8 protein-coding genes and 1 pseudogene are annotated in these 12,009 nt (G+C 71.7%); 1 reads left to right on the top strand and 8 read right to left on the bottom strand.

All coding sequences use genetic code 11. The annotated features are described in order from the left end of the window. The 3 genes from ABZX85_RS17645 to ABZX85_RS17655 are packed head-to-tail and all read right to left on the bottom strand — an operon-like array spanning position 1 to position 5,170. Positions 1–3,159 carry an amino acid adenylation domain-containing protein gene (locus ABZX85_RS17645; protein ID WP_355868706.1) on the bottom strand — a complete coding sequence of 1,053 codons (3,159 nt, stop codon included), beginning with the start codon at positions 3,157–3,159 and terminating at the stop codon, positions 1–3. Beyond that, on the bottom strand, positions 3,156–3,419 hold the full coding sequence (locus ABZX85_RS17650) for an acyl carrier protein (protein ID WP_355868709.1): 264 nt from the start codon (positions 3,417–3,419) through the stop codon (positions 3,156–3,158). The genes ABZX85_RS17645 and ABZX85_RS17650 overlap by 4 nt, the downstream gene beginning before the upstream one ends. A gap of 2 nt (positions 3,420–3,421) precedes the next feature. Next, entirely contained in the window at positions 3,422–5,170 is a 1,749-nt protein-coding gene (locus tag ABZX85_RS17655) for a fatty acyl-AMP ligase (protein WP_355868712.1), read from the bottom strand. 364 nt (positions 5,171–5,534) lie between these two features. Between ABZX85_RS17655 and ABZX85_RS17660 the strand changes: the two genes are divergently transcribed. Next, positions 5,535–6,728, top strand: a complete 1,194-nt coding sequence (locus ABZX85_RS17660; protein WP_355868715.1) for a cytochrome P450 — start codon at positions 5,535–5,537, stop codon at positions 6,726–6,728. 448 nt (positions 6,729–7,176) lie between these two features. Here ABZX85_RS17660 and ABZX85_RS17665 read toward each other — a convergent pair. The 5 genes and pseudogenes from ABZX85_RS17665 to ABZX85_RS17685 all read right to left on the bottom strand — a co-directional run. Beyond that, positions 7,177–7,308 (bottom strand): annotated as a pseudogene (locus ABZX85_RS17665) (IS5/IS1182 family transposase); the annotation flags it as partial. 329 nt (positions 7,309–7,637) lie between these two features. Further along, entirely contained in the window at positions 7,638–8,111 is a 474-nt protein-coding gene (locus tag ABZX85_RS17670) for a hypothetical protein (protein ID WP_355868718.1), read from the bottom strand. Positions 8,112–8,409: 298 nt separating this feature from the next. Then, positions 8,410–9,105 carry a hypothetical protein gene (locus ABZX85_RS17675; RefSeq protein ID WP_355868721.1) on the bottom strand — a complete coding sequence of 232 codons (696 nt, stop codon included), beginning with the start codon at positions 9,103–9,105 and terminating at the stop codon, positions 8,410–8,412. A 418-nt stretch (positions 9,106–9,523) separates the two neighbouring features. Beyond that, entirely contained in the window at positions 9,524–11,557 is a 2,034-nt protein-coding gene (locus tag ABZX85_RS17680) for a trypsin-like peptidase domain-containing protein (protein WP_355868724.1), read from the bottom strand. 12 nt (positions 11,558–11,569) lie between these two features. After that, positions 11,570–11,938, bottom strand: a complete 369-nt coding sequence (locus ABZX85_RS17685) for a trypco2 family protein (RefSeq protein WP_355868727.1) — start codon at positions 11,936–11,938, stop codon at positions 11,570–11,572. Positions 11,939–12,009: the final 71 nt, after the last annotated feature.

A 12,009-nucleotide genomic window follows, 5' to 3' on the forward strand; every position in this document is an offset into this window, starting at 1 on the left:
CTACCCGGCCCCCGGGGCGTCCTGGAGTTCGTCGATCAGCCGGGACAGCCGACCGGGTGTCGGGTGTCTCAGGAACGATCCCAGGGGCACCTCGACGCCGAAGACGTCCCGCACCCGGGAGACGAGCCGGACGACCAGCAGCGAGTGCCCGCCGGAGCGGTGGAAGTCGTCGTCCATCCGGACCCGGGCCGGATCAGCTCCGAGGATCTCGGCCCACAGCCGGACCAGTTCCCGTTCCTGAGGCCGGCCGGGGACCGGTCCGGTGAGGGCGGTCCGGCCGGTCTCGAACTCGGGAAGCCTGGACCGGTCGAGCTTTCCGGTCACGGTGGACGGCATGGCCGCGATGGCCATGTACGCGGACGGCACCATGTACTCCGGCAACCGTCCGGCCAGGAACTCGCGCAGTCCGCCCGCCGGTTCCCCGCCGTCCTCGGTGACGACGTAGGCGACCAGCCGTTGCTCGCGGTCGGCCAGCACGGCCGCCGAACGGACCGAGGGATGCTCGTGCAACGCGGCCTCCACCTCGCCCGGCTCGATGCGGAAACCTCGTACCTTGATGCGATCGTCCAGCCGGGACAGGTATTCGAGGACGCCGTCGGCACGCCAGCGCACCCGGTCGCCGGTCCGGTATGCGCGGCCACCCTCCCGTACCGGATCGGTGAGGAACGCGTCGGCCTCGCCGGCCGCGTGGCCCAGGTAGCCGAGCGCGACATGGTCGCCCGCGATCACCAACTCGCCGGGAACGCCCGGAGGAAGCAGGCCCAGGGCCGTATCCAGCACATAGGCCCGCGTGTTGGGCAGCGGGCGGCCGATGGGCGGGCGGCCGTCAGCGGCGCCGAGGGTGTGCACGGTGGAGATCACGGTGCCCTCGGTGGGGCCGTACGCGTTCTCCAGCACGAGGTGGGGCGGTCTGCGGCGCCGGGCCAGCGGTGCGGGGCACTCCTCGCCGCCGACGGTCAAGTGCCGCAGGCTCGGCACCTGTTCGGGGTCGAGGCCGGCCGCCACGGACGGCGGCAGCAGGACGTGTGTGGCGCCGCTGTCCCGCATGGCCGCCGCCAGCTCCGAGCCGACGAGCGTCGCGTCCTTCGGGGCCATGGCGAGACAGCCGCCCGCACCCAGCGCGAGGAACATCTCCCAGACCGACGCGTCGAAGCTCACCGGGGCGAACTGCATGACCACCGAGTCGCTGTCGACGGCGTAGTGCTCGCGCTGCCAGGCGATCAGGTTGGCCAGTCCGGTGTGGCCGACCAGCACACCCTTGGGGCGTCCGGTGGAGCCGGACGTGTAGATGACGTACGCCCCGTCGTTCTGCACCGGCACGACCTCGGCCGACAGCTCGGGCGACGGCTCGGACGGCGTGCCGGGGTCGTCCGTCAGGAGAATCCGTCCGGCCGAGAGCGCCTTGGCCTCTTCGGTGAACTCCGGGACGGTCAGCACGACTTCCGCCGCCGAGTCGGCCACCATGAAGTCGAGCCGGTCGGCCGGGTACCGGGGTTCCAGCGGCAGGTAGACGGCGCCCGCCCGCATCACCCCGAGTGCCGCGGCGACGAGGTGGGGGCTGCGGGAGATCAGGACACCCACGCGCTCGCCGGGCCGTACCCCCGTGCGCAGCAGCAGCCGGGCGATACGGTTCGCGGCCCGGTCCAGGTGCCGGTAGGTCCAGCTCTCCGTGGGCGTGCGGATCGCCGGGGCCTCGGGATGCGCGGCGACCACGGCGGACACCGCCTCGATCGCGGTGCGCGCCCGCCGCCGCCGGACCGGGCCGGTGCCCCAGGCCGCCAGGCGGGCGTGCTGGACATCGGTCAGCACGGGCAGGTCGCGCAACCGTCGCGTGCGGTCGCGCACGGTCGCCGACAGGACGCGCAGCACCGCGTCGGCCACCCACTGGACGGTGGCCGTGTCGAACAGGTCGGTGTTGAACGCGTACACGATGCGCAGGTCCGCCCCGACGCTCATCACTTCGGCGGCGAGGTCGAACCGGCTTCCCGGCTGCGGCAGTTCGAACGGCGTGACGGTGTGCCCCGCGCGCTCGACGCCCCGCTCCTCCCGCGCACCGCGCAGGAACATCGCGAGCAGCGGCCGGGACTCGTCGGCGGTCAGCATCGTGAAGGCGACCTGGAACAGGGGCGAGCGGCTCGGGTCGGCAGGCACCCGCAAGGTCCTGGTCAGTTCGGGGAACGAGTACTCGTGACGGGCGAGCCCCGAGCGGACCTGACGATGTGCGGTGGACACCAGATCGGCGAACGTCGTCCGCTCGTCCACGGTGGACCGCAGCAGGATCGGGTTGGAGAAGTATCCGACCGCCGTGTGCATACGGCGTCCGCGGCGGGTGGTCGCGGGACAGCCGATCAGAACGTCGTGTCGGCCGGTCCATCGGTGCAGTACCGACTGGAAGACGCCCAGCAGGTAGGCGAAGGGCGTGACGCCCGCCTCCCGGGCGGCACCACGCAGCAGTTCGGCCGACTCCGGGGGCACCGTGCTCCACAGGGTCTCGCCCCGGTGCGTCTGCATGGCCGGGCGAGGCCGGTCGGTGGGCAGTTCGAGGGCTGTCGGCGCACCGGCGCAGAAGTCCCGCCAGTGGGCGAGGTTCACCTCCGCGTCCGCCGAACCCGCGGCGGACACCGCCTGGCGCACCGCGTCGGTGGACCGGGTGTCCGGCTCGGGCTCGGGCAGTGCGGCACCGGCTGCCAACTGCTCGTAGTCGTCGAGCAGTTGCTCGGCCAGCACGCTCTGCGAGACGAGGTCCATGACGATATGGTGCCCGGCGATCAACAGCACCCCGCCGCCGTCGGTCCGGCCGAAGAAGACGACGCGGCACACCTCGCCGCGGTCCAGGCGGAACGGGCGTGTACCCGCGAGCCGTACGGCGTCCGTCAGTTCGTCGCCGGTCAGCCGTACGGCGTCGACGACTTCGAGCTCCAGCGTGTCCGGGGCGAGCGGGAAACGCCTGGCCCGGCCCTCGACCTCACCGAACCGCGAGCGCAGCGATTCGTGACGCACCGCGAGCCGTCGCACGGCGGCACGCAGCGCCGAACGGTCCACCCGGCCGTTCAGGGAGAGCGCGAACAGCTCGTTGTAGACGCTGCTGCCAGGGGTGAGCCGGTCGATGAACCACAGCGCCTCCTGACCGGAGTCGAGAGGCTCTCCGCAAGCGCTCATCGGCCTACCAGTACGTGGAGTTCCCCGGCGATCTCGGCGATCGTCACCGAGTCGAGCAGCACCTTCGCGGGAACCTCGACGCCGAAGGCGTCCGCGAAGTCGGCACTCACACACACCGCCTGGACCGAGTCGAAGCCGTAGCGCACCAGATCCACATCGGGATCGACGGACTCCGGCGCACGCTCCAGATAGTGGGCGACGCGTTCGATCAGCCACCTGCGCACATCGGCAGGCGACACCTCGGTGGACGGACTCTGCATCTTCATCTCCCCTGGCGGTAGTCGGCGGCGGTCCGCTCGCCGAGTTCTTCGTGGAGCGGCTGGAGCGCGTTGCCGACGAACAGCTCCCGCATGAGCGCCCGTTGGACCTTGCCGCTGGTCGTCGTACGCACCGCGCCGCGTCTGACCAGCACGACGTTGGCCGCCGGGACGCCGAACTCGCGCAGCAGGAGCCGTCGGATGCCGCCGGCGAGGGCACCGAGACGCTCCCCGTCCAGGTCCCGTCCGGCGACCTCCTGGACCACGACGATCTCCTCGCGGGGCACCGGTACCGCGAAGACGCTGCCGCGGCCCCGCGCGAACGCCTCGTCGGCGTCGCGGATCTCCCGCTCCAGGTCCTGCGGGTACAGGTTCCGGCCGTGCACCATCAGGACGTCCTTGATCCGTCCGGTGATGATCAACTCGCCGTCGCGCAGCACGCCGAGGTCCCCGGTGCGCAGGAACCCGCCCTCGCCGTCCGCCGTGACCCCGCCGAACGTACGCCGGGTGGCCTCGTCGTTCCGCCAGTACCCGCGCGCGATGCCGGGCCCGCGCAGCCAGACCTCGCCGACCCGGCCGTCGGGCAGCGCCCGCGCGCTCTCCCGGTCCACGATGCGGATGTCGAGATGCCCGGACGCCCCGCAGCTCACCAGCGCGGAGCCGGCGACGCCCTCGGCTGCGGGGGCCAGTTCGTGGCGGCTCATCCGCTCCGGGTCCGCGTCGACGACGACCGGGGCCGTGCCGTTCGGGGTCGCGGACACGAAGAGTGTGGCCTCGGCCAGTCCGTAGGCGGCGAACACGCGCTCCCGGCGGACTCCCGCCGCCCGGAAGCGGTCGACGAACCGGTCGAGCACGGAGGCGTCCACGGGCTCGGAACCGGTGCCGATGAACCGCCAGCGGCTCAGGTCCAGGTCCGCCGCCTGCTCGTCGGTGACCCGGCGCACGCACAGGTCGTAGGCGAAGTTCGGGGCCACGCTGTGCGCGACGTCGAACCGGTCGACGCACTTCAGCCAGCGATGCGGCCGTTTGATGAAGTCGGTCGGCGACATGACGACCGAGGCGCTGCCGATGTGGAGCGGGAGCAGCAGGCCCGCGATCAGCCCCATGTCGTGGAAGTTCGGGGTCCAGCAGCCGGTCCGGGTGTCCGGGCCGAGGCCCCAGTGGTCGCGCATCGCACGGAAGTTGTGGACGAGGTCGGTGTGCGTCACCATCACGCCGCGCGGCTCGCTCGTCGAGCCGGAGGTGTACTGGAGCAGGGCCAGCGTGTGCGCGTCGATGTCCGGCGGCGTCCACGCGCCCGGGTCGCCGAGCGGTTCGACGTCGGTGGCCACCACCACGACCCGGCCGAGGCCCCGGCCGTGCAGCATCGCCCCGATGTCCGGCGCGTCGGCCGCGGTGGTGAGCACCATCGCGACGTCGGCGTCCTTGATCACCGCGACGGTCCTGGCCAGGCTGTTCCGGTTGTTGCCCGGCGGCGGCGCCGGCACCGGAACCACCGCCGCGAACAGGCAGCCGATGTAGCCGATCAGGAACTCGGTCCCGGTCGGGAACAGCAGCAGCACCCGGCTTCCGGGCGCGCAGTCCTCGCGGAGCCGGACCGCCAGCGCGCGCGCCGAGGCGACCAGATCGCCGTACGTCAGGACCGTCGGTTCGCGGTCCCAGTTGGCGTCGTTCACCAAGAGCGTCGCAGGCCGCAGCGGATGCGACTCGGCTGTGTGCAACAGGCTGTCTACGAGGTCGGGCGATTGCCGCATGGGGCCTCACTGGGCTGCGAACGGGAAGGTTTCACGGTGGCCGAGCGGTGCAGAACGTAGCACCAAGCGCAAACCGTCCCAGAATCTCCCGTCGCCCATTTGGCGGGACATGGACGCCGACGATTTGCCCGGCCTTCCGGCCTGCCAGCAGAGTTGCGCTGCCGTCGATCCGGCCGGGTCCGCCGGCCCTCCGCGAGATACGGCCTCGGCCACACGTCCACGAAGGAGCGGGAGCTGTGCGGTATCGCCATGGTGCAGGCGCCGAATCGTCCACGTACCGGGGCAGGCCGTTCCGCGGCGGGCCCACCACCGGGGAACTCCCCTCCGCCCGGGCGGGTTTCGCCCGGTGAACGGACCGGAACTCGTGCGTGCCCTGACGGACCGCACCAACCGCGCCGAACCGTACGCACTGCTGCGGGCCATCCGCGAACACGGGCCGTTCCGGCTCGACCCGGACATCGTGGTCGTCGCCCGCCCCCGGGACTGCGCCAAGGTGCTGCGTGACCCCACGGTCAGCAGCGAACGCGACCGCAACGCCGCCGCCCGGGGACGTACCCGGCTGTTCGTGCACCTGGACCCGCCCGACCACACCCGGCTGCGCCGACTGGTGGTCGGTGCCTTCGCCCCGCACGTCGTCACGGCGTTGACCACCCGGGTCCGGGAGATCGTCGGCGGACTGCTGGACGCCGCCGCGCCGAAGGGCCGGTGCGAGATCGTCGCGGACTTCGCGTTCCCGCTGCCGGTCCGGGTGATCAGCGAACTGCTCGGTGTCCCCCACGAGGACCGCGCCCGGTTCCAGGACTGGTCGGCCGCGCTGGGACAGGCCGTGGAACCTCCCCTTCCCGGCCTGCACACCCCGGAACTGTCCGAGACCGTGGACCACGCCCGGGTGCGGCTCATCACCTACTTCCGCACGCTCATCGCGCGACGCCGCGACGAGCCGGCCGAGGATCTGCTGTCCCGCCTGATCCACGCACGCGACGGCGAGGGCTCCCTGTCCGAGAGCGAACTGCTGGCGACCTGCGTGCTGTTGCTCAACGCGGGACACGAGAACACGGTCAACCTGATCGGCAACGGAGTACTGGCCCTGCTCCGCCACCCCGAACAACTGGCGGCCCTGCGCCGGGACCCCACGCTCGCCGACGCGGCCGTGGAGGAGACCCTGCGCTACGACGCCCCTGTGCAGCTGACGACCAGGATCGCCCGCCGGCCGGGGCGGATCGGCGACACCGAGGTCCGCGAGGGCGACACCCTGGTCCTCCTGCTGGCCGCCGCCAACCGCGATCCCGCCCTGTGCCCCGAGCCCGACCGCTTCGACCTCACCCGTGGCGCCGCCCCGCATCTGTCCTTCGCCGCCGGCCCCCACTTCTGCCTCGGCGCTGCGCTGGCCAGACTCGAAGTCGCCATCGCCCTGGAGCAGTTCGCCGCACGAGTCGTCCGGCCGCGACTCGCGTCACCCACCCTGACGTACAAACCGAACCTGACCCTGCGGGGCCTCGAACGCCTTGAGATCACATACGAGTCGATCGGCGCCGGGCGGCCTGCTCCGGCGCAGTGACGTCTACTGGGGGATCTTCGGTTGGCGGGTGAGCGAGAGATCTCCCGTCTCGACTCGCCGCCCGAGCCCTGTCCTTGGCCCAGGCGCGGCGCCGGACGCGTTCGACCACGTCCTGGCGGACACCATCGGCGAGTGCGACAGGGCCGGCGACCGCGAACGCGACTGCTCACAGAGAGGTCACCCCGAGCAGGCAGCCAGTGAACCTCGACATGTGAGCCGGCCTGAGGTGCGGCCACGCCGCCCGCCTCCACCCCACGGCTGGGCCGTCCTCATAGGCATGGCTCCGATCAACGACGCCCACGCCGAGACCGGACATCTCGTGAACACGGCTCGCGTTCGGCGGGCCAGAGGCGGAGAAAGAGAGCCCGGTGTCTCCCTCCTGCGCATTGGCTTGGAAGCGTCGGAGGAGGGGGTGTTGGCGGTGCGTCACTAGGCGGTTTCGTTTGGATCATCGGGCGGACCAGAGGAAGATGCCTGCGATGTGTAGTCCGGCCAGGTAGATGGTGGCTGTCTTCTCGTAGCGGGTGGCGATGCCCCGCCACTGCTTGAGGCGGTTGATGCACCGCTCGACGGTGTTGCGCACTGATGCCGGCTCGACGGTGCTCAGCCCCGCCGTCGTGCAGAGGGTGTCGGTGTTGCGGACGAGCGCGCTGAGGGACTCGGTGAACCAGCTCAGGGCGGAGGCGAGAGAGGGGAGCGCGAACAGGTCGGCGGGGGAGTTCGGGGGCCGGTCGGCCAGGACGTCGAGCCGGTCGCCGAGGAAGTGCGCGACCTGGGGGCCGGCGGCCAGGGGGCCGAGGACGGGGTGGAGGTAGGAACGGCTCGCAGGAGTCGCGTACGGCGCGGTGGGGATGCCGCTGACCTGGTCGGCGGCGTCCTCCAGGAGACGGGACAGCGCGGTGGGCTCGGTCACAGGGCGGCTTTCCGGGGAGGAACGGCGGATGGGGGTGCGGTCGGGTGCTGCGGCGCGGTACCGGAGGCGTTGTTCATCGCGCGCAGGGCGTGCGGGGAGCGGGCGTGGGCGAGGTCGGCCGGGTCGGGGTACGGCTCGTCGACCGGGTTGTGGCGGCCGAGGCGCAGTTGGGTGTCGCGGTAGACGACGTAGCGCTGGCGGGGGCCTGCGGTGACGAGGAACACCTCGCGCGGATACGCGCTGCCGGGCGGGGCGTCGCGGAACTGCACGACCATCCGGTATGGCAGCTCCGGCCCCACGTACACCTTGTGGAACCCCTCCAGCGCGCCCTGGAGGCGTGTCGCTCCGAGATCGCCGTGGACGAGGGTCTGGAGCTGCAACAGCGCCAAGTCCCTCACAGGGTGGGGGAGTTCACGCAGATCGCGGAGGGCGTCCGGGGGCGCGGCGAACCCGTACTTCGTCCGGCTCACCGCGACCGCCTGAACCGTCCGACGGTTGTTGCCTGGTCGGCGGCCGGTGATGCGTCCGGACCGGACGAGTGCGGGGAGCGGGACGATGCCGCTCGTCGCGCCCGCCTCTGTGTGAAACGGGGCCCCGGGGGCTGCGGCATCCCCTTCTCCCGGCCGCTTTCGAGCCATTCCCGCGCCCCGGAGACCTTCGCGAACGCGCCCTCGGTGAGCGTGTACGTCCTGGCGTCGAAGTCCGGACGCTCCAGCAGAACCCGCACCGGCCCGGCAGCATCTCGGCTGCACCGTCCTCGACGATCACCTACGACTCGTCGGGATCGCTCCGCGAATGCCAGACCGCCATCGCGTAACCACCGTTGACCAGCCGCTCCTCCACCGTGCGCGTTGCCTCGTCGGCGGGCTGCAACACCCCGTCGGGAAGCCGGAGGATGGGCTTGCGCGGACAGCCCCGGGCGATGAGCCACACCTGCCCCAGCGAAGCCAGACTGTGCTGCTCGCTGGTCATGCGGAACAGACCCGCACGGCGGTCCCGCCCGATGACCAGCGACTTCAGCTCCGGCGCACCCGGAACACCCCACTGCACCGACGTGTCGTGAACCAGCGGAAAGGTGGTGGACCGGCCCGCGCCATGGTCTGCGTGATGCCCCGCGAGCACGTCCAGTTCAGGCTCCGGGGGAGCGAAGGCGGCGGATCGGCCGGAGACAGCCCCGCCACCATGAAATCGGGGGCACTCACGCGACCGCCTCCAGATCGGCGGGCGTCGACAGCAGACAGTGCGCCGGCCGGGCCGGACTGGTCGTGCACGCAGCGAACGGACCGTCGGCGGCACGCAGTTGAGCACCCGCGCGGTGAGCGCCTCCAGCTCGGCGGTGTAGGCGTCACCACCCAGCGCGAGGATGAAGCACGACCGTGGCTCATTGTCCTTCGGTGGAAGGGGAGTTGAGGCGTCGAAGGCGATTCGGTCGAGCAGGTTGCCCTGCTCGCGGGCCTCGGTCATCGTCCGGCACAGCGACGCGGCGAGGTCGTCCAGGTTGCCGTCGGGGAGTCGGACGACGAGGGATGAGGCATCCCGATGGCGGTCGGCTGACGGTCGGAGAACGGGCAGCTCGGCGGGTTCTCCCGGAAGGCCCGTGTGTCCGACCCCGCTCCAGGTCGTGGGGGCCGTCCGCGCCGTGCCATACCTAAGGCGAAGGTGTCGTCGGGGTCCAGCCAGGTGATCTTCTTGTTCTTGATCCGGTGACGGCTGGACGACGGCCAGGGCCCGCCCTCTCTCGCCGTTCCACGTCCCGTCGCCTCAGGCATGTTGGAGCCGGTTGAGCGGGAGGGTCGTTCACAGGCCGATGTCGCCCACGTCGTCGTGGAAGCCGAGGTCGTCCGGTGCCGGTCCGGTGTGGAAGTGGATGCCGAAATCGATGTCAGAATCCGCGAGGTTCTGGCGGGCGCTGGTGTCGTAGGCGGCCCGGACCGGGTCGGTCCGGGCCGTGTCGAAAGGGCCCTTCCAGAAGCCAGGGAGGCACTGGCAGGCCGAGGTCGCGGGCGGCTTCGCGGGCGAGACCGACGAGGTCGGGGCTGCGGGACGCGCACAGCGACACGGTTTCGAGGCCCCTTCGGCGTTGGTCCTCGGGCAGTTCCTTCAGGATGGCGCCCGTCAGGCCCTGGTCCTCGCGTTCGGCGGATTCGATCAGGTGGGCGGAGAGGGCGTGGGGACCGAAGCGGCCCCACTCGTCGTCGTGCGAGGGATAGAGGGCGCCCAGCAGGTGGTGCAGGACTCTGAGCTGTTCGGGGCTCGGCTGGTCGGGGTCCCAGTGGCGGTAGTGGGCGCGTCGGCCGGCCTTGACCGCGGCCACCGCCTCGGCCCGGTCGCGGGCCCCGCACAGGGCCTGGGTGAGCACGAGGGTCCGCAGCAGGCTCAGGGTCTCGGACCCGCCCGGCAGGGCGAGGGCCTCGGCGCCGCGCATCCAGTACCGCTCTTCTCTGGCGAGGACGACCTCGTACGGCGAGGCTGAGGATGCGTCACCCTCGAAGGCTCTGATCGCCGCCGCGCAGGCCGCGAGGTTGAGGGAGAAGGGGTCGGCGGGCGACTGGTCGGGCAGCACGGCGTGGATGCCGGGTTCGTGGATGTCGTAGAACGGGTGGTCGGCGTACAGCCGGCGGGCAAAGGCATGGGCGGTCTCGTGGAGCAAGCGGGCGTCGTCGGGGCCACCATCTGTTTCGAGCAGACGGATCTCGCTCGCGTTGTGAGGGAGTCCCCGCCTCGCACGCTGCTGGGGCAAGCCGCCCGGCAGGCGCGACAGCAGGAGCAGCCTCACCTTCGCGTGGCCGTTGCGTCCCGCCACCGTGCGCAGGATCAGGTCGAGCCAGGCCGGTCTCGTCTCGGCGTAGTCGATCACGAGCAGGAGGGGACGGAAGCTGCTGAGGAGCAGGTGCAGGTCCGGTTCGGGGGACGCGCCAGACGGTTCGGTGCGCAGGAATCCGGTGATCCAGGTGACGCCGAGGTGCTGGGCGAGTTCGACGGCGAGCCGAGTCTTCCCGACGCCCATCGGCCCCGTCAGGAACAGAACGTCGAACTTCTCGGGCGAGGTGATCCAGTTTCTCAGCTGCGTCAGTTCGACGCCTCGTCCGATGAAGGGGGCCGTGCGGACGCGCGGGTGCAGGAGGTAGGGGACGGACGGCCCGTCGTCGTACGGCGCTGTCCGGGCGGGCGGGCCCGGGTGGGGCGGGGCCTCCAGGAGGGGTTCCAGCTCGACGGATTCGAGCGGGGGCACCGCGCACGCCGGTCCGCACGGCGCCCTCAGGACGTGGTGCGGGTCGCGCCCGCCGGGCAGGGGGACGCAGCCGGTGCCGAACAGCGCTTCCCGGAAAGCGGCGTCGCGCAGGAGCCGGTGGACGGGGACCGCGTCGACCCGTGCCGCGTGGAAGCCGTCCGGGACGCTGCACACGACGGCGATGAGCAGCGGGCCGCTGAAGACGGCCGCCCCGGACATGCCGCTCCAGTCCCTGCGGTGTTCCAGGGAGGTCAGCTCGATCTGGTAGAGGCCGCTGCACTTCTTGGTCAGCGCGTCGACGGTGCCGGAGACGCCCATCGGGTCCCGTCCGTCCCTTCCCGCCTGCACGCGAGGGAAGCCGGCCGCGCCGCAGCCGACGCGGTACTGCGGAGGGGCGCCGGTGAGTTCTCCGTAGCGGACCGGCGTGACGGGCGGGCGGTCCAGGGCGGTGACGTACAGCAGCGCGGCATCCAGGCCGGCGTCGGACCAGATCACCTCGGACGGCTCCCAGTCGGCGTCCTCCCCCATGAAGCGGACCCGTGCCGAGACCGGCCGGTGCTCCGACTCGCCGCCCGTCAGGACGTGGCACGCGGTGAGCACCACGCCCGCGTCCACCTCGTACCCCGATCCGTAGGAACCGTTCTCCCCCAGCACCTCCACGACCGACCACACGTCGAAGGCCATGCCGCCTCGCCCTCAGCGCCCTTGGGGCCGACGTGGAGGGACATGCCCCACGTGATCGCCCACCGGCAGGGGATCGCCGTTCGCGTCCGTCACGCGGAACCGGACGGTGACGCGCTGCGCACGCGTTCCGGCCGACTCGCCCGACGCGTCGGCGGAGAGCACGTACGCCTTCACCCCGCCGCCGGCCTTCCGGCTGCGCCGCAGCTCGATCGACAGGTCCAGGACCACTTCGTCCGGGACGAACCTGACGTCGCTACCCGTGCCTTCGGTCTTCGCGGCGGTAAGTCCCGCACGCACCGCGGCGATCGCCTCCGACAGTTCCGTGCCGTCCGGTTCCATCCGCCCGCCCCCTGTCCTGGCGTCCATTGTGCGGAGATGCACCGATTCCACCAGAGGGCGTCCGGACCCGGCCCGCCTCTCAGGAGCACTCGGAGAGTCGAGCTGTCGAGGTG

Origin of the sequence: Streptomyces sp. NPDC004539 (assembly GCF_040610055.1) — a bacterium.
Lineage (GTDB): Bacteria > Actinomycetota > Actinomycetes > Streptomycetales > Streptomycetaceae > Streptomyces.

What these genes read in the sequence shown, in the direction of transcription:
- ABZX85_RS17675 (WP_355868721.1), bottom strand. Translation starts at nt 9,105, where the DNA reads ATGACCGAGGCCCGCGAGCAGGGCAACCTGCTCGACCGAATCGCCTTC.
- ABZX85_RS17655 (WP_355868712.1), bottom strand. Translation starts at nt 5,170, where the DNA reads ATGCGGCAATCGCCCGACCTCGTAGACAGCCTGTTGCACACAGCCGAG.
- ABZX85_RS17645 (WP_355868706.1), bottom strand. Translation starts at nt 3,159, where the DNA reads ATGAGCGCTTGCGGAGAGCCTCTCGACTCCGGTCAGGAGGCGCTGTGG.
- ABZX85_RS17650 (WP_355868709.1), bottom strand. Translation starts at nt 3,419, where the DNA reads ATGCAGAGTCCGTCCACCGAGGTGTCGCCTGCCGATGTGCGCAGGTGG.
- ABZX85_RS17680 (WP_355868724.1), bottom strand. Translation starts at nt 11,557, where the DNA reads ATGGCCTTCGACGTGTGGTCGGTCGTGGAGGTGCTGGGGGAGAACGGT.